Genomic DNA, 24907 nt, shown 5'->3' with positions numbered 1-24907 from the left:
CTTTTGATTGTAAGACGCCTGCGTCGATTGACCGATCAGTAGGCGGGATGCGTGATCGGCCCTTCGTCGCTCAGCAGGGGCCAAAGATCGGCCGAGTACAACGCGGGCCGGATATCGCGGGGTTTGCCGTCCACCGTGACCGCTCGCTTCACCAAACGGACGCCGTGGCTGTAATCGACATACCAGTTCACATGAACAATGGTGAGGGGTTGGATCGGCGAGCCATCGGTCTTGTGCCAGCCATAAATTGCCACCCGATTCGCCTTCTCGCCAAGGCGATTGGTAATCACCACATCCTTCTTTGTCCCCGCCACGATCTCCCCCAATTTGTTCCCTTCGCGTTGCTTTTCGATCAACTGGTGATGTTCCAAAAAAGTCGATGAAAGCCCACGGTCTTTGGTCAGCGGCTTCGGTTCCAGTTTCACCGAGGACGCCTTCCATAACTCATCGACGATTTTTCGCGTCGGCAGCGAACATCCGAACGCATCGGCAATCCGGGCGGCCGTCATCGGGGTCATCGGCACACGAACAAAATCCTCGTCGCTCCCCACGGCCAGATAGTCCGGCATCACCTCAATCACCGCCGTATGTTCACGGCCGGATTGATCCTTCGATTTGATGGTGACCTTGCGAAACCCTCGAAGAAAATCCGGGATATTCCCCCGGCTCACTTCCCGCAGGATCGCCGTTTCGCGTTCGGCTGGTTTCAGCTTTTCCAGCGAACGGAAGAACTCCGCGCCGCCCACGGCGTCTTTCGGCCGGGTGGGGATGCCGGGCGCTGGTTGCACCAGTTTGGCATACGCTCTCGGCCCGCCAAGCGTGCCCCATTCGGCTTTGTCGTTGGGGATTGTCAACCCGTGCAGCAAGCCATTCATTTCACCGACCAAGGCCGTGTGCAGAATTTGATTCTTGGGATTGGCATGAACATTAAACGTGATTTGACCATCGATCCCGGTTCGGTTGGTGAAATCACCGACCGTCGTTTCGGTCATTTTGACGTCCTTGGAAAACCGGGCCACCATGCGATCAGTCGCCCGAAATGTCCCGCCATCAGGTCCGATGATCGGCTTCCCGTTCAGCATGATTTTGCGGTCATCATAGGCGACAACAGCGAGCCGACGGGTCTGATCTCCCCGCAGCCAGCCGAGCAGTTTGTCGCCATGCTTGTCGGCGTCGGAATACGAGTAATTGGCGTCGAGAAAAACGATCCGGTCCACATAGTCAGGAATCGATTCGCCGCCGTCGAAGTATCCGAACAGGAAACTTCCCCCGCCACTGTGGCACGCCAGGGACACGCGAACGTCTTTGCCCGGCACCCAGTCGCGAATGGTGTCAACCAGTTTGCGGATCGTCGCCGGAGCATCCTTGCGAGTTCGCTTCCAAGCCGGCCAGCTTAAAACCTCGGCTTCAGTCACCGCCAGAACGATGTTCTCTCCCGGCGTGATTTCTCGCAGTTTTCTGACTTGGGCGGCAACGTGTTGGATGTCAAAGCGAAAGTCCGCTCCTTCCGCCTTGGCGCATCCGAGCGTTTGTTCGATGCTGTTCCCGTTCGGGGTGGCGAAGATCACCAACCGCGTTTTCTTTTTGGGATCGACCCCACCGTCGGCATTGGCGAGCACTCTGATTCCATCGGCCGGCCATTCCTCCCGCACTTGTTCTTCAAACCACGGGCTTCCGCGAAAACCCGGCAAAGTCTCTGCCCTTAACCCGGCGGAGTCGGACAAACTCATGAACACGACGAGAGTCAGAAACGGGATTCGGCGGGACATGAGTTTCATCGCGAAGACTCGGGGGATGAAAAACAAACTCCCGTCATCCTTTCACAGAATGACGGGAGAGAGAAGAACAAAAAGCCCGTTCTACCTTCGATCTGTCACTTCCCCACGACCTCAATGGTCGGGTTTGCCATGATGAAACCTTTCACCGGCAACAGCGGAGTGAAGGAAATCACCTTCGACCAACTGTGATCGGTGATCTTGATATGCCCCGGCCCGATGGCCCCGCGAGGTCGGGGCCGGGTGGCATCGATTCCCATCCATTCGCCGTTAATCAACACTTCCGTCCACATGTGGAAGGCCAGTCCCGGCTTGCCGAGGAGGTCGTCCACATACACAAGCCCGATGGCCGTGCGGGAAGGAATTCCCTTCACCCGACACATGGCGGCGGTCAGCATCGCGTATTCCGTGCAGTCTCCTTGGGCAGTCTTGGCCACATGATCGGCCGGGGCCATCGCCTCGGAGTAATCCACCGGCTTCATGAAGCCCCGGACAAACGATTCAATTTTCTTCGCCTGCTGCCACGGATCGGTCGTCAGTCCCGTCGCCCGTTTGGCGAGTTCTTGCACTGTCGCATCATCACAATTGATGAAATAGTTACTCTTGAGGAATTGCTCGTCAACTTTGTCCTCGGGTTTCACGCTCGGCGGCGTATGACGGGCGGTGACGACGAGATCAAACGTCTTGCCTTCGATGTTCTTGATGCTCTGGCGGTTGTCCGTGCTGACCAATTCCTTCGGTAGTGCATCCCCGGCAAATGTGATGCGATAGGTGACCGACTCTCGATCATGAATGTCCGGCACATTGGTTTTGAGGTAGATCGACTGTCGTTTCATCAAATCCGGCATTTGCCCGTTGGAAGCCAGAGCGGCGAGCTTCGATGTCCGAAGGAGGGTGACAATCCCGAGTTCGGTGATGTCCATCTGCGTCTTGACTGTCTCCAGACTGATTGGATCAGCCCAGAACGTGGCGGGGGGGAGTTGTAGTTTCCGATCTCCTTCGAGTTTCAACGGATCGGGCGTGGCGATCACTTTCAACAATTTCCGCTTGAGCCCGCCGGGCAACACCACTTCATCCAGATCTTTCACCACAACATGAACCGTCACATAATTCGTCACTTGCGGCTCAAAGTAACGATAGGTCAGATTGTCGCCCGGTTTGGCTTTCTTGTTCTTGAGGAAGGTTTGCTCCCCGGCGAGTCCAATACAAGCGGGATCCCATTTGAACTGGCGGTTGAAATTGAATTGCCCGGCGGCCTGAATGGAAATGATGTTCTCCGGTGTCACATTGCATTTTAGCTCAAGCACGTTTTCTTTGCCGAGCCAAATCTTGGCGTTGATGCCGGAAACCAAACCGGCGGCGTTTTCGTCGCAAGTGACATCCGATTTCATCTCAGCTTGGTTGGCCCCCCGGTTGACGACGAAGCGGAGTTCCTTGGTCGTGCGAAGGAATTTTTTGTCGCCCGCCTCGACGATTTTCGATGTCAGATGAATATGCCCGATCTTGGTGCTGACCCCGCCGACATCCACATAGGCGGCCTCCCAAACCTCGTCGAGCGGCTTGAGTTCCGGCGTCACTTTCGGTTCTGGCGTCACTTTCAGAACAGGCGTGTCACCCATTGCGGGCGAACTGATTAATAACAGAGTCAAAAGTATCCGCACGTGCTGGCGCATGAGAAAGATCTTTCGCATTTGGTGGGCAGGGAGGCTCCCCTCCATGATGTCTGACAGGAAGATTTTCGACAAGACCGATTGAAGATGCGAAGATGTTTGGCTTTGATCGGCCGCATTCTTTTTCGGCACGAGGATTGCATTCCAAAACAATCAGAGTGAGTTTTCAATCCATCAGAAAATAAAACAAACGAGAGGTTCCCATGCTTCGCCTCGCACTGGCTTTCGTGGTGATCGCCTTTTTGGCCGCCATGTTCGGGTTTGGACTTATTGCCGACATGTCCTTCGACTTCGCCAAGATCGCCTTTTTTGTCTTCTTGGTGCTGGCGGTGATTTCCTTGCTTTCCAATGCACTGCAAGGTCGCTCGGTTGCATAGCCCCCAGATCGCCGTCGCCGCTCCGGTGAACCGCCGGGTGACCCACATCTCACCCGGCGGCGATCCGTCAATCCTCTGCTTGGTCAATCAACTTCTGAATTTGACCTGTTTTTTCGTTCAATTCCTGTTTGTTATCCTCTCGAATAGTAATGTGCCCCACCTTGCGATTCGGTCGCGGTGATTTGCCGTAAAGATGCAAATGCGCGCCCGGAACGGCGAGAATCGCCGACGGGGTCGGCCAGTTGCCGATGAGGTTGAGCATCACCGAGTGGCCGCGAGAATCCGTGGAACCCAATGGTAATCCAGCCACTGCCCGCAGGTGGTTTTCAAACTGGCTGGTTTCCGATCCCTCAATGGTCCAGTGCCCCGAATTGTGAACTCGCGGAGCCATTTCATTAACAAGCAATTGATCGCCCGTCTGGAAGAGTTCCACCGCCAGCACGCCGACGTAGTTCATGGCCTCCATCGCCCGCCGGGCAATTTCGCGGGCTTGGTTCAGAAGCGATTCAGAAATATTCGCGGCCGGAGCGGAACTTCGCCGCAAAATTCCGGCCCGGTGAACGTTTTCCACTAGCGGATAAAAGACACATTCACCCGTTCGACTCCGCACGCCCAAGATGGAAAGTTCCCGGTCAAACGGAACAAAACCTTCCAAAATGAGCGGCCGACCACCCAAAATTTGCCAGGCCGGTTCCACTTCCGTGTGATCGCGGATCACGGTCTGGCCTTTGCCATCGTAACCGAAACGAGTCGTCTTCAAGACGGCGGGCAACCCGATTTTCCGGATGGCTTGGTCGAATTCATCCCGCGAATTGATGGCGGCAAACGGGGGAACTTTCACTCCCAAACCCTGGAAAAATGTTTTCTCCCCCACCCGCTCTTGCGCGATCTCTAATGCTTGGGGCGACGGATAAACCGGAACCCGCTCGGCGAGCCAACGGGCCGATTCAACCGGCACGTTTTCAAATTCATAAGTGACCGCATCCACCCCTTGGCTGAAGCGATAGAGTGCCTGAAGATCCTCGTAATCGCCGGGGTGATGCTCGGCGACCGGAGAACTGGGGCAGACGGCCCCCGGTTCAAGCGTGCGACAGGAGATGCCGAGCGGATGACCGGCCAAGCCCATCATTCGCCCCAGTTGCCCGCCGCCGAGAATGCCAATCCTCATGGGGATATTTTCCGGGTGAGATTAGTTTCGAGGGTCGGAGGCATCCAGCACAGCCTTGGTTTGGGCGATGCGATATTCGTGGACGGCGGCCCGAAACTTCGGGTGCTTCCCGCCGATGATCGTCGTCGCCAACAGGGCGGCGTTGATGGCACCGGCCTTGCCGATGGCCAGCGTTCCCACCGGAATGCCCGCCGGCATTTGGACGATGGAGAGAAGTGAATCAACCCCGCGCAGAACAGCCGATTCCACCGGAACACCCAGCACCGGCAAGGCGGTTTTGGCGGCGGCCATCCCCGGCAAATGGGCGGCCCCCCCAGCCCCGGCAATGATGACTTCGATCCCGCGTAGCTCGGCGGTGTCCGCATATTCAAACAACAAATCTGGCGTCCGATGGGCCGAAACAACCCGCACCTCGTGGGGAACACCAAGCTTTTCCAACATTTCGGCCGTGTGGGACAGGGTAGCCCAATCGGACTTCGACCCCATGATAATGCCGACCAGCGGTTGCATGAACCACCCCTCGTTGATGCCTGTCGTTGATATACTCGCACCGAACAGCCCAAACCACCCACCCCGGTGTGAACCATGCCCGAGACATTGCCAAACGCCCCATACCACCGGATGCGGCACGGCCAGTTGACCATCGAAGGCTGGTCACGCGCCGGGGTACAAAGTTATTGGCGAATCCCCGAACTCAAGATCGGATTCGATCTCGGGGTGGCCGCATGGGATTTTCTGCACACTTCAACCATCTTCATCACCCACGCCCATCTCGATCATCTGGCCGCCCTGCCGGTGTTCCTCGCCCGGCGGGCGATGATGAAACTTCCGAAACCGACGATTGTGGTCCCCGCCGAGGTGCGGGACGACATCCGGGCAATGCTCGATTGCTGGCAACGGCTGGACAAAGGCCCGCAAGAATGCACGCTGACGGGCATGGCCCCCGGCGACACATTCAACTTGAATGACAAACAATTCGTGACCGCCTTCGCCACGGAACACACCGTTCCGTCTCGTGGCTATGTGGTGTGGGAACGCCGGCGAAAACTGAAGCCGCAATTCGCCAAGTTTGGCCCGGTGGGATTTCAAATGGCCAAGAACTCGGGAGTGGAATTGACGTCCGAAGTGACCATCCCTTTGCTTTGCCACACGGGGGATACCAGTGCCGCCGGCTGGGACAGCGAACCGGCCGTGTTCGCATCCCAAATTTTAATGACAGAAATGAGCTTTGCCCGCGAGGAACACTCGCGGGATCGGATTCGGGCCTTCGGCCACACCCATCTGGACGATTTTGTTGAACAGGCCGAACGCTTCCAAAACGAATTGATCATCGCGGCCCATTTGACCACCCGCGACGAACCAGGGCAATTCCGCGAATGGGCGAAAGCCCGCCTCCCGGCGGGACTGTTCGAGCGGTTGCGAATTTGGGATTAACCGGAAGATTTTTACCGGAATTGGCCCGTTCGTGTTCAGCGTTTGATCTCAATCCCGAAATTGATCCCCTGCGCCCAGAAGTCGCTCGTTCGCACGATGGCACCGGGGCGGTTCGGCCCGCCGGGAGTTCCGTAGGAGACATCCGAGGGGACGAGGCCGGGATTGATGGTCGCGTCCACTTGTTGCGTCGCCCGTTGCACGTTGTTCCAGTAGACGAAGTTGTACCCGAATCGGGCACTCAGCCACGGCGTGAACTGATACCCGAGACTCAAACCCGCTTCGGGAACCACGGAGAAATCACTCTGACTCGTCCGGCCAATATTTGACGACACGGCAAACACGCCGCCCGGCAATGTGGCCAAAGTCCGGCCGCCAGACATCAGCAGGGTACTCCCATCGATATTGCGTTCCTGTTCATTCACCCCCAGCGCCACGGACGCATAAGCACTCATGAAAAAGCCACCAAGGATGGTTCCCACTCGGGTGCCGACTTGGGGGCCATAAAAGCGGTTGGTGGTCTTGAAATCATCAATGGTGCCGACGCTTTGGGAAGGATCGACGGTTGCCCCGCCGAAAGTGACGCTCCCGCCGGGGATCAACGACCGTAGTGATTCCGTGAACCGGATGGATTCATCCAACCCCATCGACCGGAAGCCCATGAGACCGACAACCCATGAATCCGACGAGCGATACAGATTCACCAACCCGTTGATTTCATAAGCCCAAAACCGCGATTTGGTGCTGATGTCCAAAGCCCCGGTCAACGAGGCGGAAACGGCCGGGTCGTTGAAATTCTGCGAAACAAAATAGATGTTCGGCTGCCCGGTGCGGGCGTTCACGAAGGGAATGCCAAAGAACGGTTGCCCGTTGCTGCCGCCGCTAAAAGTCGCGGTTTCGCCCCCTTGTTCCAGCATAAACCCGACAAGTTCGGCGCCAAATGTGGCCTCATTGTCGAACCACATCCCTGTCTGAAGGCGAAGGCCAGAACGGACGCCGAAGTCGATGGACTTGTCCCCGTACAGAACCCGGGTGGAGGGGCGGTCGAGCGACCCGGCAAAAGGGTCTGATTGGGAGCCGGTGGTGACGTATGGTGAATTGACGGGCATCCCCTTGGTCCACCACATCAAATAATCAGCGGCCACCCACCATGTCGGCCCGCCGACGTCATTCCGGAGGGTGACAATCGGGAGCGGTGTTTCCGGTAGAATTTTGTCCGCTGACGATTCCACCTTCTTGATGGGGTCGGAAACGGCACCCAACTTGTCAACATCCGGCAGGATAGGCTTGGGTGCAGGAACGGCATCGGGTTGTTTGGCCGGGATCGTTTCCGGCTTGGCGTCTTTCGGTTTCGGTTCGGGATCACCGGCCGACGCCGAGCCGACGCCGACCGCCAACACCAGAGCCAACATCCTTGGATTCATGATAAAACTCCGACATCCGTGTCGAGAAACCAAACCGTCACCGATCATATCGTCGAGAAACCTTGCCAACCACTTGGATCAACGAGGCCGCACCAGGGTCCAAAGATTCCGCGTCCGGGGCAAACGTAGCCACCACGGAATGCGATCCTCGGGCCAGTGTGGAAATCGAGAATTTGGCATGCCCCTTCGCATCTGTCGCCACTTTGGCGACGACGTGGCCGTCAATGGTGAACGTGAACGTTCCGCTCAGCGATTTTTCCAAGGGGTTCACGATTCCCGTTCGCTGGCTGGCATCCGGAATCACCGTGGCCGTGAACGTCACCAATCGCCCGAGGGCAGACGGATTGGCAGAACTGGTCAGCGTCACTCGCGTGTTCGCCTTGAATTCGTAGGCCCCGATGTCAATGTGGCCGCCCACCCGGCGGGCAAAACCCTTGCCCCGTTGGTCAAAAGTCGAGGGGGGCGAAAAGAAATTGTCCCCGGCGTTGATCGCCGCGCTGTTGCTCTTTAGCGACAGAGTGGCCGACTGGCCACCGTTGTTCGCCAGCGTCCGCAGTTGGGGATTGTTGGTGTCAGCGGCCGTGTCCAACAGGTTGTTCGGCCCGGCAATGTTAATCTCGTCCTGGGTGCCCTGACCGTACTCGCGGATGATGCTGTTGCGGGCTTCAAAAGTTCCTTCAATGTCGAAGGCCAGATCGTTCGGAGCATCCGAGTCCGTGTTGTCCGAAAGGATCGAATTCACCAGTTCTGCGTTGTTATTCGACCGCAACCCGCCGCCATAAAATAGTAATTCTCCGTTTTCAACATTAGCCGTGTTCGAGTTGAATGCAATTGTGCAGTTGGTGATGGTCACTTTTCTTGAAACATCCGAGACAAAGATCGCCCCGCCGCCTCCTGAATCATCGGTGTTCGTGTTGGAATTGCCGGTAAACGTACTGTTCCACAAGAAACTAGTGTTCGATTCGTCATCAAAGGCGATGGCCCCGCCGCCGTCCGCCGCCGAATTGTTCACAAACAACGAATTGCGGATATCGACGCCCCCGCCAACCAAAATGGCCCCGCCGCTCTGGTCCTCGCCGGTCTTTCCGTTTTGCATGGTCACGTCATTGATGAAGAGAAAAGCTCCGGCTTCCACTTCCATGAGGCGAAAGGCCGTTTCAGCCCCGCTCTGCCGCTCAATCGTTGCCCCTTTGCCGTTGATCGTAATTTTGGCCGGTCCCCCGGAGGATCGGTTGTCGGCCGTGATTATGGCGAGACCATCCCCGGATTCAACGCCCGCCTCGGCCGTTAACGTGTATCGGCCCCCTGCGGCCAAGTTGATTGTGTCGTCAACAGAATTGGCGTTGGATGCGACGATGGCGGCGTTGAGCGCAGCCACGTCCCCGTTGGCGATGTTAAACACCGCCGGGCAGTCTCGCGATTCCAGAAGATGAACACCCAAGGCAGGTCGATTCTGTTGTTTCGGGTTGGCCATGTGTCACGAACCGTTAGAAAGATTATCATCCGCACGACCGGCAAACCTGAGCCAAACCGCCAAACGCGGCCGGAATCTTCCAAAGACCCGATCCGAACGACCGGATCGGGTTGCCCAAGTTCGCCAAATCTTGTGCAACGATAAAAAGGATGCCAGATGAAGCTATTCGCCACTTTAGCATGTTTCCTCAGCCTTGCGTGGGCAACCGCGGCTGAGCCGCTTCCCAAGGCCACCCCCTTTACCGCGGAAAAGGGTTTCACGCCGGGTATCGAGGGGCCCGGTTGTGATGCGGCCGGGAATGTGTTCGTCGTGAATTTCGCCGAACAACAGACCATCGGCAAGGTGACGCCCGACGGCAAAGCCGAGGTTTGGGTGAAGCTGCCGAACAAAAGCACCGGCAACGGCATCGTGTTTGACAAAGCCGGCATGATGTACGTGGCCGATTATGTGGAACACAATGTGTTGAAAATCGACCCGGCGACAAAGAAGATCACGGTGTTTGCCCATGAACCAAAAATGAACCAGCCGAACGACCTCGCCATCGCCGCCGACGGCACGCTCTACGCCAGCGACCCGAATTGGGAGAAAAAGACGGGCCAGCTTTGGAAGATCGGCACAGACGGCAAGACCACCCTCATCGCCGAAAAGATGGGCACCACCAACGGCATCGACCTCAGCCCGGACGGCAAAATCTTGTACGTGAACGAGAGCGAACAGCGCAATGTCTGGGCCTTCGACGTGACCAAGGACGGCCTGATCGAGAACAAACGGTTGCTGAAGAAATTTGACGATTTCGGTTTCGACGGGATGCGGATCGATGTTGAAGGCAACCTCTACATCACCCGGCACGGCAAGGGCACTGTGGTGAAGCTATCTCCGAAAGGCGAAGTTTTGAAGGAATACGACGTGCTGGGCGCGATGCCGAGCAACCTTTGCTTCGGCGGCCCGGACGGCAAGACGATCTATGTGACCGAAGTGGCCAAGCAACGCTTGGTGAGTTTCCGCGTGGATGCACCCGGCTTGGCTTGGAAACGGTTTCAGAAGTAAAAGGACGAGATGACTGTCACGGTCAACAAGTTTTTGCCGCGACAGTCTCGATTCGTTTTAAAACCATGTCATCGGCGAGAAACGACCTCATGACTGACAATCCCCCTGACATCGCCGAACTCGCCGGGGGATTTATCCATGAGATCAAAAACCATCTCAGCACGTTTAACCTGAACCTGCAATTGCTGGCCGATGACTTTGCCTCTCCTCAAACGCCGCGTGAGCGCAAGGCCAAACAGCGAATTGACCGGTTGACGCAACAAGCCCAGAAGCTGGTGGATGTCTCCAATGATTTTCTAAGGTTCGCCCGAGCCCAGGAAATCCGCCGACAACCGGAGAACCTCTCAGATGTGCTGGATGAAATGATCGACTTCGTCGGCCCCACGCTACGGGCGGCGAACATTCAGATTAACACCTATCCCGCGCCCAACCTGCCGCCGATTCCGATGGATCGCGAACTCATCAAACAAGCTCTTTTAAACCTCCTGCTGAACGCGGAACAAGCGATGCCCGACGGGGGGGAAATCGTGTTGCAAACCCGGCGGGAAGGGGACAACGCCTGCGTCGATGTCATTGACAATGGCACTGGCATCAGCGCGGAAACATTGCCAAAAATCTTCCGGCCTTTCCACACCACCAAACCCGGCGGAACCGGCTTGGGGTTGGCCACCAGCCGCAAGATCCTGCGAGCCCACGGCGGCGATCTCACCGTTCAAAGCGAACCGGGACGCGGCACCAAATTCACCCTTTGCATCCCTCTCCCGAAATCGTGACCACCATGCCCGAATCGGCCCTCATCATCGGTTGCGGTTACCTTGGCCGAGTGGTTGCTCGTCGATGGATCGCCAAAGGCTTTCAAATTTCCGCCCTCACCCGGTCCAAACCGGCCGAACTGGCGGCACTGGGAATCACTCCGGTGATCGGAGATGTCACCGAACCGGCGAGTCTTGTTCTTCCGGCTTCGGATCATGTTCTATATGCCGTGGGCATGGACCGGACGGCCGGGAAGACCATGCGGGATGTGTATCTGACTGGCCTGGCAAACTTGTTGGAACGGTTGCCACCAACCAAGTCGTTTATCTATGTGAGTTCCACTAGCGTCTATGGGCATACGAACGGCGAATGGGTTGACGAAGCCTCGGCCACTCAACCCATCGAAGAAAGCGGCAAATTGCTTCTGGAATGCGAACACCTGCTGCACTCGAAAAAGCCAGAGGCCATAATCCTCCGCTTCGCGGGCATTTACGGCCCCGGCCGGGTGATCCGGCGGGCCGCCATCGAACGCGACGAACCGTTGACTGCCGATCCCGAAAAGTGGCTGAACCTAATCCATGTTCACGACGGGGCAGCCATCGTCGAAGACGTGAGTGATCGCCCTCAACAAGGCGAAATCTTCAACGTCTCAGATGGAACCCCCGTCACCCGCCGGGATTTTTACACACAGATGGCCATCCTGCTGAACGCTCCGCCAGCCCGATTCAACCCGCCCGTTCCCGGTGAAACGACCGGAACCCATGACCAAACGAACCGCCGCATTTCCAACAAAAAACTCCGCGACGCTTATGCCACGGAGTTTGAGTTTCCCGATGCAGAATCGGGCTTGCGGGCTTCTATCGGCTGAAGAGTTCCCGACTTGCGTTATTTGGTGGCCGGCCAGCCTGAGTGCTTTTTGATGAACTCAAAGGTTCCGATGCCCCGGATTTCATGGCCTCCCACGAAGTATTCAATCTCGGTGCGGTCGCCGATGCCAAGTCGTTTGGCGTAATGATAACGCACCTTGGCGTACTCATAGGAAACCATCTCGTCCGAGCCGACGCCATCGTCATGCCCGCGTTCGACCATAAACGGCCGGGGTGCGATCAGATAAGCCATCTCCGCATAGTTGAATGTCTTGCCGAGGTTAAATTCGTACATCTCGTATTCGCCGGTGAACATGTAACTGTTCGGATACAGCATCGATACGTTCTTGCCAATCCACTCGTTAAAGTCCCCGGAGCAAATTGAATACTTGTACTTGGTGAGAATGGCCGGCACCCGCACGGCCGTTTTGCCGCCGTAACTCAGGCCATAGAACCCGATGTTGTTGCCGTCAACATGCGGAATCGTCGGCAGCCAGTCCAGAATGCGTTCGTGTTGCCGAACGATGAAGCTGAACAGAGATAATTTCAGCGGATTGGCCTTGCGTTGCAACACCCGAAAATCATCCCGGCCGATGTACGGGTTCTGCGGAGCGAAGACGATGTACCCCAAATCGGCCAGTTGCGCCCCGAATGAGTTGTAATACGGTGTTTTCTTGGTCGGGTCGCACACATCGGTCGGCCGTCCTTCCAACCCGTGCTGGCACACCACCACTGGCCGTTTTTCGAGCGGCTTCATGTCTTTCGGCAACAACAAAATCCCATAAGCGAACACATCCGAGTACAAGTCAAGCTTGACCTCGTATCCCTTCCATTTCGGCGTGTCATAAATCTCGCGGGCCTTGGGATTTGGCTTCTCCGTCGGAGCCGGAAGTTTGCCGATCACTTCTTCGTCAAAGTATTTTCGCACGGGTTCAATGGAAGCGACGTACCCATTCCGGGACTTATAATCGAGATTGGCGAACCGTTCCCAGCGTGTCGGTTCGCTCGCCCGCCACTCGGCTTGTACATGATCGCGGATTTGGGTGAAGAGACGTTTTTGACGGTCTTCTGCTTCCATGTGTCGGAGGGCTGCGTTTTTCGGAAAATTAGGTTTTCCGGGTGCCACAAATGTTTGGGCAATGCCCATCCTTTGCATCAAATTCTCGATCACCGATTGCATGCCTTTCTCCGCAATCTTCGGATCGGTTGATTTGGGGTCTGCCATACCACAATCAACAAGCGATAACTTGGCTCCTTTGATGATTTTGCCTTCAAGTCGATTGTAACGCGATTCGAGTTCTTTCCATTCGTTCGCAAAATGGTCTTTTGAAAGTGGCACAATATTGCCGGGTGTGGTGCCGAGGCCGGTCCCGGAGTTCGGCACACGGCCCTTGATAATCAAATCATTATTGTAACCGATACAGATCGATTTGGGATATATCAGTTCGCCCAGACCTGCGAGGCCAAACTCCTTCACAACAGCCCATACATTCCGATCGATTGGTTCTTGCCACATCGAAGGCAACGGCCCGGCATAACCAATGCTGGCCACTGTCTGAAACCGTGAATCCAATGCCGCAAGGTACAAGGCAATGACACCCCCTTCGCCGTTGCCGATCACCCCGCACGGTAGATCGCTCTTCTTTGAATACAACAGATCAACGGCAGCAATCGCCCGCTGGACTTCATATCCGATCAAATGCCGACCCATCTCATAGCCCATACGATACAGGAACTCACGATGCGGTTGAGTGGTGACACGCTTGGCCGCATCGCTGTTGGATAATGTCGTCTCACGGCTAATTAACGTTGGCACGATCACGCGGATATTTTGTTCAACGAGCAACCGGGCGAATTGCTTCTCGGGCGAGACCGCATCGGTCAATCCGCAAATGTCTTCCGGAGTCTGACCGGCATCCGGGATGGCCACCACTTGAGCAACGGCTTCTTTCTTGGGTTCGAGCCAGAGACCTTCCCCTGTGATGCCATGAATCACCCGCCATCGCACCGCCGTGATTGTGTATTTGTCTGTTTCTCCGAGTGCGGCAGGCTTTCCAAGAGGAACGATCACCTCACCGTGAATGTCCGACGGCCATTCTTTGATGCCTAAAATCTCCCGCAGTCGCGTCTCTTTGGGAAAGGGTTTGCTTGCCTGTTCGGCTTGGGCCTTTTCCAGTTCCCGCATCAGATACTTGTCGATGCCCGCCACCATCTTGGCGGCCAAGTCTCCCTTTTCAGTCAGCGGTTCGGTGCCGAAGAGTTGGTCGGCGAAGACGGGGGCGGCACACAATACGGGAATCAGCAACGCGGCCCGGAACATGAAGGCTACTCCTCAAAGATGAGATCAAGGCAGGCCATCATCATGCCGCATGAGGTGGCGCGGAGCCAGTGAAATATGAGATCGTGCCGAGAATTCTTGGGAAGCATCGGCCAATGTGTTCCTGACAGACGGGCTGTTCAACCGGGTTCTGAGTGAGGTGTGGAATGACGCGGAAGTCCGCTTCATTCAACCGAGGTCTCTGTCTCTGATTGGAACAGGTTAAACGCGGCCCACCCGAGACCCAATGCGATTGCGGCGGGAAACACGGCTGATGCGGCCATGAGCATCCCCGGCGCCAGCAACGTCGAAAGCGGGGCGGCAACCGCCGCGACTCGAACACCGCCACCGACAAGACCAAGAGCGGCCGCCGAGGCATCCCGGACTTGGCCGGAAGCCGATTCGCCGGTTTTGCACCAAGTCGCAAAATGTTCGCAGTTGTTTCCAAAGAGGCAATATCCCTTTTCACCGATTTTGCCGCTCGCCCGTTGGATTACAGTGTCGGGGTTGTCGCACGAAAGATATTCTCGAACCTGAAGGCTGGAGAGGTCGCCGAAATCTTCAAGAGACGTTCGGCGAACCTCGGCCGCCGAAATCCGGGCAAAAAAATTGTCGAGGCCGATGCTTCCCGGAAGACCGCTTGACCAGTGAACGACCGTGCCGTCTCCCATGTCGATGCCGTGATGCGTCATCAAACCGGCCAACGGCACCATGAGATGATCGCCCTTCGCCATCGCCAATCCCCTGACATTTGACAAAACAACAGTGTCCCATTTGCGAATCACACGGTCAACGCTTATTGAAAGAGGCCTGGCAATGAGATGTTTGATATTCGGCACGTTCATGCTGGCTTTCACAATCACGGCATCTGCCGACACCCCGGCGGGCGTGACCCCGATCAAACGGGCGCACGCCCACAATGATTACGAACACACCAACCCCCTGTTCGACGCGCTGGACCAAGGGTTTTGCAGCGTGGAAGCCGACATCTTCCTGACCAAAGATGGCTTGCCGGTGGCTCACACGTCCGCCGCTCTGAAACCAGAAAACACCTTGCAGAAACTATACCTCGATCCGCTCCGTGAACGGGTGAAAAAGAACGGTGGCCGCGTGTTCAAAGACGGCCCGCCGTTCTTTTTGCTGATCGACATTAAAACAGAGGCGAAGACTACTTTCGCCGCTCTTTCCAAGGTTCTCGCGGAATACTCGGACATTCTGACGGAGACCCGCAACGGGAAGACCACCGTTCGGGCGGTGACAGTTATCATCAGCGGCAACACCGACCGGGAAGCGATCGCCTCGGAACCGGTTCGATACGCCGCCATCGACGGACGTCCAAAAGACTTGGATGGGAAGGAACCGGCCGTCCTCGTGCCTTGGGTGAGCGCCAGTTGGGGTTCGTTGTTCAAATGGAATGGCGCCGGGACAATGCCGGAGGCGGAACGGAAGAAAATGCGGGACTATGTGGCAAAAGCTCATGAACAGGGTCGCTTGGTCCGCTTCTGGGCGACACCGGACAAACCAGAGGCTTGGGCCGAACAACTGGCGGCCGGGGTGGATCTCATCAACACGGACAAACTGGCCGACTTGCGTGAGTTTCTTCTCAAGCAACCTTCCTCGCCACCCAAACCCTAAATTTGCCGGGCATGCTTTTGGCGTCGTGTGATTGGCCTGAATCAGGAATATGAATTTCCGCGATTCATGCTTATCACACGCCTTTCGTGGAACACACGAACGAATTCCAGATTGTTCTTGCATTAATCCGCCCCGTCCCACATACTTCACCCACCTGCCCGGACACACTTTGTCACTGATTAGACAATCTCTCCAAGGCGTTCCTCATGCCTTTTTTTCCACGCTTAGATTCGGTCAATCGTCGGCAACTGATTCAAGCTGGATTCATGGGTCTGGCGGGTGTGTCGCTGCCAGAGATACTCCGCTTGCGGTCGCTGGCGGCCGAAGGGGGCGAGTCCCCGCCCGACACCGCCATAATCTATGTCGTGTTGGGCGGCGGGGCATCCCAATTTGAAACCTACGACCCCAAGCCATCAGCTCCGGCCGAGATTCGTGGCGAGTTTGGCGCCATCAACACCAATGTGCCCGGTGTGCAGTTTTGCGAACTGATGGCCCGGCAGGCGAAGGTGATGGACAAACTGACCATCCTTCGCTCGATTTATCACCCGTCCACGCAGCACTCCTCCAGTCTGCATCTGATGCAAACGGGATATTACTGCAACGCCGCCGCCTCGGAAAACGAGATGCCGAGCATCGGATCGCATGTCGCCAAACTCCGGGGTCCGGTGGCGAAGGGATTGCCGCCTTACGTCGCGTTGCCATTCGTTCCCAATTACATCAATGCCCATGCCTTGGGGAACGGATTCAACCCCTTCACGGTTCTCGACGACCCCCGGACCAAAAACATGAGCGACGGTGAACGGGTGCGAGCCAGCCTTCCGTTCCGTATTCCAAATCTGACACTCGCAGAAGGATTGACCTCCGATCAGTTGCGGGACCGGCGAACCATTCTCTCCAACTTCGACAACGCCCGCCGTATTCACGATCTTCGGCATGATGCGGAGGCCCACGACGAATTTACGACCAAGGCATTCGAGTTGGTCACGGGACCGGCCGCCAAGCGGGCGTTTGACTTGGATCAGGAAACCGTCGGCGTTCGGGATCGATATGGCCGCAATTCCCTCGGACAAAGCATGTTGCTGGCTCGCCGGTTGGTGGAGAACGGCGTGACGTTTGTGACCCTCGGAACTTTCGGCTGGGACATGCACGCCACCTTGGGCAAGCAAATGCGCGAACTTTCCCCGTCCTACGACCAGGCGATAACGGCTTTGGTGGAAGACTTGCATGATCGTGGTCTGAACAAACGAGTGCTGGTCGTGGCGATGGGCGAATTCGGACGGGCGCCGGTGTATGCCCCCATGCAAGGCTCCAAAGAGGGGCCGGGCCGGGATCACTGGGGGGATGTGAGCAGCGTCCTGTTGGCGGGAGGCGGCCTTCCCGGCGGACAGGTCATTGGCGCATCGGATTCCAAAGGGGGAAGTCCGACGCGAAACCCCTACCGCCTCGAACGAATACTGGCCACGGCCTACCGCCACTTGGGTATCGACCCGGCCCAAACCTATCCCGACCACAATGGCCGTCCCCGAAACCTTCTGGAAATCCGCGAACCGATCCCCGAATTGAGTTGAACGCCGGGGTGTTCTCCGACACTCAGCCACCGTGTTCCGGTTTCCACCCGGTGCAGACGCCTGTGCGGATTGATTCACAAAAATGCCGGCGGCAAAGCGGGACATAACGCTCGTTGCCGCCCACTTCGACTTGTTGCCCTTCCCGCTCGACCACCCCGGATGGGGAGACTCGCACCACCATCGTGGCTTTTCGGCCACAACAGCAGATCGTCTTCAATTCCACCAGCGAATCAGCCCAAGCCAGCAAGGCGGCACTGCCCGGAAAAAGTTCGCCAAGAAAGTCCGTGCGCAGACCGTAACACATGACGGGGGTGTTCGCCTCGTCCACCACGCGGGTCAACTGTCGAACTTGCTCCTTGGAAAGAAATTGTGCCTCATCAATCAACACACAATTCGGCGGGGAAGAAGTGCATAATTCCCAAAAATTGGTATGAGCGTGAAATCGATAGGCCTCGGCCTCCAGACCAATCCGCGAGGCGATCAAGCCCTTCGCCCGGTCGTCCAGCAAGGCGGTGAACAACATCGTCCTCATGCCACGCTCGGCATAATTGTGGGCGGCTTGCAACAGGGAGGTGGATTTCCCCGCGTTCATCGTCGAGTAGTAAAAGTAGAGCTTCGCCATTCGCTTCGGGACTCCCGTTCCAATCGGGTCATTTTAGATTGACCGGGAAGGACCGAAAAAGCGGGGATTGAACAGAAATGGGCGTGGCTTCCACGGACAGACGCCCTTTCCGTCAGAACCGGCCAATTCCTTCACGAAAAATTCAATTGCAACCCGACCATCGGCAGGTATTTCAACCATCATCAACTTTTAAGCGGGCGAAACACAATGGCGACTTTTCAATGGACCCGTCGAGACTGGCTCCGTCTTACCCCGACTTCTCTGCTCGCGGCCGGAATGTGGCCCGGAGCAATGCGGGCCGACGAATCCAAGGGAAAAGACTTCTCGTTTCTGGTCGTGAATGATCTTCACTCCCTTGATGAAAAATGCCAGCCGTGGTTCGAGTCGGTCGTCAAAAAGATGAAGGAACATCCGGAAAAGCCAGAGTTCCTGATGATCTGCGGCGATCTCTCCGAGGACGGTACCGCCAAGCAACTCGACCCGGTCAAACAAATTTTCGGCGGGGTGAAGATCCCGGTCCATGTGGTGCCCGGCAATCATGATTACGTCAAAGACTCCGGGGAACGACCACATTACGATGACTTGTTCCCCAAGCAACTCAATTATCGCTTTGACCTGCATGACTGGCAGTTTCTCGCCCTTGATTCCACCGAGTCGCTCAAGTTTCAAAACACGGTTATCAACCCGGACACGTTGAAATGGATTGACGATCAGTTGCCCAAACTGGACAAGAAAAAACCGCTGGTGGTGTTCACCCATTTCCCGCTCGGCGAGGACGTGAAAATGCGGCCCAAGAACGCCGACGAGATTTTGAAGCGGTTGATGGATCACAACCTGCAAGCCACCTACAGCGGGCACTTTCACGCCTTCACGGAAAAGAAAGCCGGAAAGACGGTTCTGACAACCAACCGTTGTTGTGCCTTCAGCAAGGGGAACCACGACGGCAGCACCGAGAAGGGATACTTTCTCGTGAAGATCGTAGACGGAACGTTGAAGCGAGAATTCATTCAGATGAATTAGACTCAACCGTCACGCCACAATTTCCTTGACGACCCGGCCGTGAACATCCGTTAGCCGGAAATCGCGGCCGGCGTAGCGATACGTCAGCTTTTCGTGGTCGAAGCCGAGTAAATGCAACATGGTGGCGTGCAAATCGTGAACATGGACCCTGTTTGTTTCAGCCTTGAAGCCAAATTCGTCGGTCGCCCCCACAATGGTTCCCCCCTTTGTTCCACCCCCCGCTAGCCAGCAGGTAAAGCCATAATGGTTATGGTCGCGGCCGTTCAGCGCGGGTAGTTCGGCGACCGGGGTTCGGCCGAATTCGCCACCCCACAACACCAACGTGCTGTCGAACAACCCCCGGCGTTTCAGATCGGTCAAAAACGCGGCAATCGGCTTGTCCCACTCGCCGGCTAGTTTTTTGTGTTGTCCTTCAAGACCATCGTGGTTATCCCACGGTTGCCCGCCGCCGCTCCACACTTGCACGAACCGCACCCCCTTCTCGATCAGCCGACGGGTGTAGAGCAGTTGTCGGCCATGTGTCGTGTCTCCGTATAACTCGCGGGTTTCTTTGGTTTCCTTGGTCAAATCAAACGCATCCGTCGCCTCGCCTTGCATCCGGAAGGCAAGTTCAAACGTCCGCACGCGGGCTTCCAGTTGGGCATCCGCGTGGCGCGCGGCCATGTGCTCTGCGTTCAACATCTTCACCAAGTCGAGTTGTTCTCGTTGGCGAGCAATCGGCATCTCCGAATTGCGGATGAACGCCACCAGCTTTTCAACCTCGGCATATTTGGTGTCGAGATAAGTTCCCTGATAGACACCGGGCAAAAATGCCGACCGCCAGTTTTGGGTGGTGACAATCGGATACCCGCCGGGACACATGACCACGAACCCCGGCAAATTGCGGTTCTCGCTTCCGAGGCCATAGGTCACCCATGAACCGAAACTCGGCCGGGGAAGCCGGCCATCCCCGCAGTTCATGAGCATCAACGATGGTTCATGATTTGGTACATCCGCATACATCGACCGGATCACGCACAGGTCGTCAATATGCTCGGCCGTTTTGGCGAACAGGTCGCTCACCTCGATCCCGGACTTGCCGTACTTCTTGAACGCAAATGGCGACCGCATGGCAACGCCGGTCTTGCGCTCCGTCCGGAGATTCGTCGTCGGCAGAGGTTTCCCGTGGTACTTGTCGAGAGCGGGCTTCGGGTCAAACGTATCTACCTGAGACGGCCCGCCGTTCATGAACAGGTGAACAACATGCCTGGCTTTCCCGGCAAAGTGCCCCGGTTTGGGAGCCAGCGGATCGTTGACCGCCGGGGCCGCCCCCGCGTCGTCGGCCATCACCCCGGCGAGAGCCATCATTCCAAGGCCAGTGCCACAACGAGTGAGGGCTTCGCGTCGTGAAATTGGAAACATCTGTCGGCCACCCTTGGGAGGTTATCCGGGCAATGGTTTCGGCGAGGAACGAGCAAAGTCTAAAACCCATTGACGCTGTTCAGGAGTTTCGGGCACGTCGCAACCGCGTGCCAAACTAACCTGCCCGATGGCCGCATTGGGATCGGCCCCTTTCCAGATCAAAAGACAAATAGCCACGACCGCCGCCCGTCCGATGCCTTGTCGGCAATGAATGCCGATGTTTTTGCCGTCCGCAGACATTTCCGCAAGAAACATAATTAATTCGGCAAACGCTTCTCGTGATTCGGGGATACAGCGATCATTGATCGGCAACGAAATGAACCTGATGCCATTTAGGCCGCACTGTTCTTCTTCCTGGGCAAGGTCGAGATCGGCCACTTCGTCCGGCGTGAGCAGGGAAACCACAATATCAACTCCGGCCTGCCGCCAGGCGGGTATCTCGTCCTCAAGCCAGTCACCGCCTCGGGGTCGGGGCATGATCGCCACGCGCCCGGAGGAGGCGCCATCTACCCAATACAAGTTTATTCTCACGGCATTATCTCCCCAACGCAGGGTGTCTCATCGATAGCCTCCTCAATCCACAAACGCAAACTCATTGGTCAACAACAACCCGTGAGACAGATCCAGCCACCGCTCGGCTTCGGAGCCTTTCGCCACGAATGCCAGCAACTTTGTTCGTTCCGTGTCCGTTGGCTTCCGGGAAAATGCGGCAAGGAACAGGGCGTCCAGTTTTTCAGCCGGCGTCTTCGTTCCCTTGATGACGGGCGAGTTTACCAAGCGACGGGCGGCATCGCGGGCGAAGGGGCCGTTCATCAAATAGAGGGCTTGCGGGGCCACAGTGGTTGATGTTCGTTCCGGGCTGGTTGCGGCGGGGTTCGGCACATCGAAGGTGGCAAGCAGACTTGGAAATTCCAGGCGGTCAATGTAGCCGTATACGGCCCGGCGGGTTTTCCCGGCGAAGAGTGGTACAGATGGGCCGCCGATGGTCGTATCCAGACTGCCCGAAACCGCCAGTAAAGAGTCATGCAATGATTCAAATTCAAGACGACGGCGGTTCTGCTTCCACAGTAAGCGATTCTCCGGATCGGCGGCGACCCCGTCTTCGCGGTGCTGGCTTGATTGCCGATAAGCGGCCGAGGTGACGATTTGCCGGTGAAGCTTTTTCACGCTCCAACTGTTGGTCATCAACTCAGAGGCCAGCCAGTCAAGCAGTTCCGGATGGGTGGGCGGGTCGCCGCGAAGGCCGAAATCGCCGGGCGTGTTCACCAATCCCCGGCCGAAGTGGTGCATCCACACCCGGTTGACGAACACGCGGGCCGTCAATGGATTGTCCTTCGATGCCACGGCTTTCGCCAATTCCAGTCGGCCACTGCCTTTCACATACGGCTGTCGTTGCGTGTCAACGACCTTGAGAAACTGCCGGGGAACCGGTTCGCCCAACCGGCTTGGCTGGCCGCGAATGAAGACTCGCGGATCGAAAGGGCGGTCACCGTCAAGCAAGACCATCGCCCTTGGAGGTCCCTTGGCGGCATGTGTTTCCACTTCCTTGATAAGTTTCTGATACTCCCCCTGCGTGGCCCGGTCAGGGAAGAGCGACAGGAACCCCCAATCAAGGGCCAGTGGGGCATCGGCCGGAGATGTCGGGCCGTAGAGAGTGGAACGCAATGCCTCTGCGGCCGGATCGGGAAGCGGGCCTTTTGCCCCGGCGGCAACCCACGCTTTCTCTGCGTCGGCGAGCAGTTTGCCATATCGATCAGCGACGTCTTTCATCGTTTTCGGCGGCATGGCAAAGGCCGTCCGCACCAATGGATTGTCGGCTTCCTCATGCTTGATGGTCGTCGCCTTGGCGGCAAATTCAGCATCCGGCAAATCGGCGTAACGATGCCAGACGGCCCATGTCGTGTCACGTCGTTTGCGGGTCGTCTCCAAGAATGCGCGCCAACGGGCGATCATCGCGGGGTTCAGATCCCCTTTGTCGGCAATCAGCATGAAATCATCGGCCGGTGGCTGATTGCGGGCGGCATGGGCGGCGAGCAGATAATCCCCGGCTCTGGTCCTCGCCTGAGTGACGAGTTCTTTGTGCTTGCCCAGCACAAAATCCATCAACTGTTTTTCTTTCTCGACGAGTTCGGCCGCAAATTTTTTGTACTCGGCCGTGTCCGGCGGCGTCCCCCAAAGAGGCGGGATAGTCGGCTCGGTACAACTGCGGAAGATGCCATAAAGCGAGTAGTAATCGGCCTGCGGAACAGGATCGAATTTGTGATCGTGGCAGCGGGCACACGACACGGTCAGCCCCATCAGCCCGCGGGTGATTGTGTCAATCCGGTCGTCGATCATGTCGTGGGTGTTTCCCATGAAATGCCCGCCGACGGTGAGAAAACCAAGGGCGGCGAGGGATTTCTTGTCCTCCAGTTCGAGCTTGTCAGCCGCGATTTGCTCCATCACAAAGCGGTCGAACGGCACATCCCGGTTGAACGCCCCAATCACGTAATCACGATAGGTCCAAGCCCACGGGTAGTTCTTCTCCTCGAAGAAAACGTACCCTTTGTTGTCCGCGTATCGGGCGACATCAAGCCAGTGCCGGCCCCAGCGTTCGCCGTAGCGGGGGGAAGCCAGCAAACGATCAACAACTTTCCCATAAGCATCCGGCGATTGATCCGCCTGAAACGCGGCAACCTCTTCGGGTGTCGGCGGCAACCCATGCAAATCAAAAGTGAGACGACGAATCAATGTTCGCCGATCCGCTTCCGGGGATGGCGACAGCTTCTTCTCGGTCAGTTTCGCCCGGATGAACGCATCCACCGGATTTGCCGCGTCGGACACAGGCAAGGCTGGTCTTTTGACAGGTCGAAAAGACCAATGATCCACCCCATTGGCCGCGACCTTCTCCGGGGGATGCAACACCACCTTGGCCGGCCACGGGGCGCCGAGGGTCACCCATTTCTCAAAAGCAGCCACCTCGGCAACGGAGAGTTTACCATCTTGAGGCATCTTCACTTCGCCGACATGCTTGATGGCCGCGATCAACCGGCTTTCGGCCGGTTTGCCGGGAACAATCACCGGACCATCGGTCCCTCCGGCGAGAGCCGCCTCGCGGGTGTCGAGTCGAAGCCCGGCTTTCTTGACCGTCGGCCCGTGACAGGAAACACACCGTTCGACCAGCACCGGCCGGATCGCCTTCTCGAAGAAATCCTCTCCCGCCGGTTCAGAACGGACTTGTCCGATGAGACCGAGAAGCAGGGCGAGAGCAACGGCACGTCGGGACATGCTTGGCTCCTATGGATGAGGGCGTCCGACGGAGAAAAAATGGGTCTGTTGATCAAACTCAGGCGGGAGAGGATTTCATGCTGATTTTGATTGTCAATCATATGCCTGGAAAATTCCAGAAGCATTTCCGATGTTTTCAATCGTTCAACAGTGGCAGCAGAAGGCGATCAACATCAGCCTCTGTTTTCATTTCGGGCACATCGGTGAACAGTTCCCATGTCTCGGTTAGTTCCGCGTGCTGACCGGGATTGAGGGTGCAAAGCGCGCCGACGGTTTCCATCTCCAACATGTCTTCGTTGGAGAAAGTTTGGTAGACGGTTCCCATGTCCGGGTACGCGGCCCAATCGTGCCGGGTGAAACGCTTCACGAAAACGGTTCCCTGATTCCAATACGCCACCCACGGCACATGATGAGCCAGCCCGATTTTGGTCGGACCTTTCTTCGCATTCTGACGAAGGAAGATGTATTGCTTTCCGAACGTCCAGCGGTCATCGGTGAAGTCAAAGTAGGGCCAGAGAATGATCGACTGATTCGGGGCAAAATCGGACGGATTTTTGGCCTTCAACGGATGGCCGGGATGATTGAACTTCGCCGGCAAGGGAAGGATTTCCATGCCACCGGGAGCCATCACCGTCGGCCCCCAAGGCGCCAGCGTGGTGGCGGTCTGGCCGGTGTTGGTCACCCGCAGTTTCACATGAACCCGCGAGCCGGTTTCTTCCAATCGCAGTTCCATCACCTTTTGGATGCCGTACTGCGTTTCTTCCGGCGGCGTGAACCGGGCGGCAAACTGACCCAGTGGCGTGACTTGAACAGCCTTGTTGTCCGGGCAATAGGTCCGCGTCAAATCTTCGGGGGCGATCCAGAAACGCAGGCCGCCGCGAATCTGCCATTCGGCTTCGCCGGACTTGCCCATCATTTCATCGTAATTCTTCATCACATTGTGACCGCCCGGCGCGCGGTAGCAAATCACGCGAGGGCCGACTTCGTTGGTGACGATGAGTTCCACCCGCCCGTTCGAGAGCCGGGTGTTCGATTTCCAACCGCGATATTCGACGCTGTCCAGCATGACAATTCCTTGACACGGATAAGGAG

The 24907-nt window shown here is 56.9% G+C and carries 21 protein-coding genes; 8 read left to right on the top strand and 13 right to left on the bottom strand.

Features of this window, described 5'->3' with window-relative positions:
- Positions 1-35 precede the first annotated feature (35 nt).
- Together BGIM_RS56880 and BGIM_RS0103525 are read right to left on the bottom strand one after the other, a co-directional pair.
- Positions 36-1769, bottom strand: a complete 1734-nt coding sequence (locus BGIM_RS56880) for a hypothetical protein (RefSeq protein WP_157368589.1) — start codon at positions 1767-1769, stop codon at positions 36-38.
- Positions 1770-1873: 104 nt separating this feature from the next.
- Positions 1874-3466, bottom strand: coding sequence for a transglutaminase-like domain-containing protein (locus BGIM_RS0103525; protein ID WP_238537510.1), 1593 nt, complete (start codon positions 3464-3466; stop codon positions 1874-1876).
- A 182-nt stretch (positions 3467-3648) separates the two neighbouring features.
- Here BGIM_RS0103525 and BGIM_RS60150 point away from each other — a divergent pair, with 182 nt between their 5' ends.
- Entirely contained in the window at positions 3649-3822 is a 174-nt protein-coding gene (locus BGIM_RS60150) for a DUF1328 domain-containing protein (RefSeq protein WP_020468415.1), read from the top strand.
- Between the two features lie 67 nt (positions 3823-3889).
- On the opposite strand, the gene BGIM_RS0103515 is transcribed toward BGIM_RS60150, so the two are convergent.
- Entirely contained in the window at positions 3890-4990 is a 1101-nt protein-coding gene (locus BGIM_RS0103515) for a 5-(carboxyamino)imidazole ribonucleotide synthase (RefSeq protein ID WP_020468414.1), read from the bottom strand.
- Positions 4991-5011: 21 nt separating this feature from the next.
- Positions 5012-5500 carry a 5-(carboxyamino)imidazole ribonucleotide mutase gene (gene purE, locus BGIM_RS0103510; RefSeq protein ID WP_020468413.1) on the bottom strand — a complete coding sequence of 163 codons (489 nt, stop codon included), beginning with the start codon at positions 5498-5500 and terminating at the stop codon, positions 5012-5014.
- 75 nt (positions 5501-5575) lie between these two features.
- Here purE and BGIM_RS0103505 point away from each other — a divergent pair, with 75 nt between their 5' ends.
- Positions 5576-6424, top strand: coding sequence for an MBL fold metallo-hydrolase (locus tag BGIM_RS0103505; RefSeq protein ID WP_040887580.1), 849 nt, complete (start codon positions 5576-5578; stop codon positions 6422-6424).
- Positions 6425-6459: 35 nt separating this feature from the next.
- Here the strand turns inward: BGIM_RS0103505 and BGIM_RS0103500 are convergent, their stop codons facing one another.
- Together BGIM_RS0103500 and BGIM_RS0103495 are read right to left on the bottom strand one after the other, a co-directional pair.
- Positions 6460-7845, bottom strand: a complete 1386-nt coding sequence (locus tag BGIM_RS0103500; protein ID WP_020468411.1) for a BBP7 family outer membrane beta-barrel protein — start codon at positions 7843-7845, stop codon at positions 6460-6462.
- Positions 7846-7882: 37 nt separating this feature from the next.
- Complete coding sequence (locus BGIM_RS0103495) at positions 7883-9319, bottom strand: Ig-like domain-containing protein (RefSeq protein WP_020468410.1); 1437 nt, start codon at positions 9317-9319, stop codon at positions 7883-7885.
- 156 nt (positions 9320-9475) lie between these two features.
- On the opposite strand from BGIM_RS0103495, the gene BGIM_RS0103490 reads away from it, so the two are divergent.
- The 3 genes from BGIM_RS0103490 to BGIM_RS0103480 all read left to right on the top strand — a co-directional run bounded on the left by BGIM_RS0103490 (position 9476) and on the right by BGIM_RS0103480 (position 11987).
- Positions 9476-10366, top strand: coding sequence for an SMP-30/gluconolactonase/LRE family protein (locus tag BGIM_RS0103490; RefSeq protein WP_020468409.1), 891 nt, complete (start codon positions 9476-9478; stop codon positions 10364-10366).
- A gap of 89 nt (positions 10367-10455) precedes the next feature.
- The gene (locus BGIM_RS0103485; protein WP_020468408.1) at positions 10456-11139 is read left to right on the top strand and encodes a two-component system sensor histidine kinase NtrB; all 684 of its coding nucleotides are present in this window, start codon (positions 10456-10458) and stop codon (positions 11137-11139) included.
- Between the two features lie 5 nt (positions 11140-11144).
- Positions 11145-11987 carry an SDR family oxidoreductase gene (locus BGIM_RS0103480; protein ID WP_020468407.1) on the top strand — a complete coding sequence of 281 codons (843 nt, stop codon included), beginning with the start codon at positions 11145-11147 and terminating at the stop codon, positions 11985-11987.
- A gap of 17 nt (positions 11988-12004) precedes the next feature.
- Here BGIM_RS0103480 and BGIM_RS0103475 read toward each other — a convergent pair whose 3' ends face one another.
- Complete coding sequence (locus tag BGIM_RS0103475) at positions 12005-14305, bottom strand: alpha/beta hydrolase family protein (RefSeq protein WP_020468406.1); 2301 nt, start codon at positions 14303-14305, stop codon at positions 12005-12007.
- 182 nt (positions 14306-14487) lie between these two features.
- On the bottom strand, positions 14488-15036 hold the full coding sequence (locus BGIM_RS56875) for a lecithin retinol acyltransferase family protein (RefSeq protein ID WP_157368585.1): 549 nt from the start codon (positions 15034-15036) through the stop codon (positions 14488-14490).
- Between the two features lie 82 nt (positions 15037-15118).
- Here BGIM_RS56875 and BGIM_RS0103465 point away from each other — a divergent pair, with 82 nt between their 5' ends.
- Together BGIM_RS0103465 and BGIM_RS0103460 are read left to right on the top strand one after the other, a co-directional pair.
- A complete protein-coding gene (locus BGIM_RS0103465) occupies positions 15119-15937 on the top strand; it encodes a phosphatidylinositol-specific phospholipase C/glycerophosphodiester phosphodiesterase family protein (RefSeq protein WP_157368584.1) in 819 nt (272 codons plus the stop codon).
- Between the two features lie 206 nt (positions 15938-16143).
- Positions 16144-17505: a DUF1501 domain-containing protein gene (locus BGIM_RS0103460; RefSeq protein WP_020468403.1), complete on the top strand. Its 1362-nt coding sequence runs from the start codon at positions 16144-16146 to the stop codon at positions 17503-17505.
- Positions 17506-17527: 22 nt separating this feature from the next.
- Here the strand turns inward: BGIM_RS0103460 and BGIM_RS0103455 are convergent, their stop codons facing one another.
- Positions 17528-18127: a thymidine kinase gene (locus BGIM_RS0103455; RefSeq protein WP_020468402.1), complete on the bottom strand. Its 600-nt coding sequence runs from the start codon at positions 18125-18127 to the stop codon at positions 17528-17530.
- 207 nt (positions 18128-18334) lie between these two features.
- On the opposite strand from BGIM_RS0103455, the gene BGIM_RS0103450 reads away from it, so the two are divergent.
- Positions 18335-19147 (top strand): metallophosphoesterase family protein, encoded by an 813-nt coding sequence (locus BGIM_RS0103450; RefSeq protein WP_029629705.1) that lies wholly within the window; start codon positions 18335-18337, stop codon positions 19145-19147.
- Between the two features lie 9 nt (positions 19148-19156).
- Here the strand turns inward: BGIM_RS0103450 and BGIM_RS0103445 are convergent, their stop codons facing one another.
- The 4 genes from BGIM_RS0103445 to BGIM_RS0103430 all read right to left on the bottom strand — a co-directional run bounded on the left by BGIM_RS0103445 (position 19157) and on the right by BGIM_RS0103430 (position 24881).
- Positions 19157-20548: a DUF1501 domain-containing protein gene (locus BGIM_RS0103445; protein ID WP_029629704.1), complete on the bottom strand. Its 1392-nt coding sequence runs from the start codon at positions 20546-20548 to the stop codon at positions 19157-19159.
- 21 nt (positions 20549-20569) lie between these two features.
- A complete protein-coding gene (locus BGIM_RS48510) occupies positions 20570-21079 on the bottom strand; it encodes a protein-tyrosine phosphatase family protein (RefSeq protein ID WP_063607859.1) in 510 nt (169 codons plus the stop codon).
- Positions 21080-21121: 42 nt separating this feature from the next.
- On the bottom strand, positions 21122-23815 hold the full coding sequence (locus BGIM_RS48505; protein ID WP_020468398.1) for a PSD1 and planctomycete cytochrome C domain-containing protein: 2694 nt from the start codon (positions 23813-23815) through the stop codon (positions 21122-21124).
- 136 nt (positions 23816-23951) lie between these two features.
- Positions 23952-24881, bottom strand: coding sequence for a hypothetical protein (locus BGIM_RS0103430; RefSeq protein ID WP_020468397.1), 930 nt, complete (start codon positions 24879-24881; stop codon positions 23952-23954).
- Between the last annotated feature and the right edge of the window lie 26 nt (positions 24882-24907).

The organism is Zavarzinella formosa DSM 19928, from assembly GCF_000255705.1.
In the GTDB taxonomy this organism is placed as follows: Bacteria; Planctomycetota; Planctomycetia; order Gemmatales; family Gemmataceae; genus Zavarzinella; species Zavarzinella formosa.
The sequence above is the reverse complement of the archived record's forward strand: the minus strand, read 5'-3'. Positions and strand labels throughout refer to the sequence as shown.

Bases quoted from the DNA above. Each gene is read 5' to 3' on its own strand.
- BGIM_RS48505 (WP_020468398.1), bottom strand. From the start codon at position 23,815: ATGTCCCGACGTGCCGTTGCTCTCGCCCTGCTTCTCGGTCTCATCGGA.
- BGIM_RS0103455 (WP_020468402.1), bottom strand. From the start codon at position 18,127: ATGGCGAAGCTCTACTTTTACTACTCGACGATGAACGCGGGGAAATCC.
- BGIM_RS56875 (WP_157368585.1), bottom strand. From the start codon at position 15,036: ATGGCGAAGGGCGATCATCTCATGGTGCCGTTGGCCGGTTTGATGACG.
- BGIM_RS0103445 (WP_029629704.1), bottom strand. From the start codon at position 20,548: ATGTTTCCAATTTCACGACGCGAAGCCCTCACTCGTTGTGGCACTGGC.
- BGIM_RS0103430 (WP_020468397.1), bottom strand. From the start codon at position 24,881: ATGCTGGACAGCGTCGAATATCGCGGTTGGAAATCGAACACCCGGCTC.
- BGIM_RS0103525 (WP_238537510.1), bottom strand. From the start codon at position 3,466: ATGCGAAAGATCTTTCTCATGCGCCAGCACGTGCGGATACTTTTGACT.
- BGIM_RS0103465 (WP_157368584.1), top strand. From the start codon at position 15,119: ATGAGATGTTTGATATTCGGCACGTTCATGCTGGCTTTCACAATCACG.
- BGIM_RS0103505 (WP_040887580.1), top strand. From the start codon at position 5,576: ATGCCCGAGACATTGCCAAACGCCCCATACCACCGGATGCGGCACGGC.
- BGIM_RS0103485 (WP_020468408.1), top strand. From the start codon at position 10,456: ATGACTGACAATCCCCCTGACATCGCCGAACTCGCCGGGGGATTTATC.
- BGIM_RS0103475 (WP_020468406.1), bottom strand. From the start codon at position 14,305: ATGTTCCGGGCCGCGTTGCTGATTCCCGTATTGTGTGCCGCCCCCGTC.
- BGIM_RS0103490 (WP_020468409.1), top strand. From the start codon at position 9,476: ATGAAGCTATTCGCCACTTTAGCATGTTTCCTCAGCCTTGCGTGGGCA.
- purE (WP_020468413.1), bottom strand. From the start codon at position 5,500: ATGCAACCGCTGGTCGGCATTATCATGGGGTCGAAGTCCGATTGGGCT.
- BGIM_RS60150 (WP_020468415.1), top strand. From the start codon at position 3,649: ATGCTTCGCCTCGCACTGGCTTTCGTGGTGATCGCCTTTTTGGCCGCC.
- BGIM_RS0103515 (WP_020468414.1), bottom strand. From the start codon at position 4,990: ATGAGGATTGGCATTCTCGGCGGCGGGCAACTGGGGCGAATGATGGGC.
- BGIM_RS0103450 (WP_029629705.1), top strand. From the start codon at position 18,335: ATGGCGACTTTTCAATGGACCCGTCGAGACTGGCTCCGTCTTACCCCG.
- BGIM_RS0103500 (WP_020468411.1), bottom strand. From the start codon at position 7,845: ATGAATCCAAGGATGTTGGCTCTGGTGTTGGCGGTCGGCGTCGGCTCG.
- BGIM_RS56880 (WP_157368589.1), bottom strand. From the start codon at position 1,769: ATGTCCCGCCGAATCCCGTTTCTGACTCTCGTCGTGTTCATGAGTTTG.
- BGIM_RS0103480 (WP_020468407.1), top strand. From the start codon at position 11,145: ATGCCCGAATCGGCCCTCATCATCGGTTGCGGTTACCTTGGCCGAGTG.
- BGIM_RS0103495 (WP_020468410.1), bottom strand. From the start codon at position 9,319: ATGGCCAACCCGAAACAACAGAATCGACCTGCCTTGGGTGTTCATCTT.
- BGIM_RS0103460 (WP_020468403.1), top strand. From the start codon at position 16,144: ATGCCTTTTTTTCCACGCTTAGATTCGGTCAATCGTCGGCAACTGATT.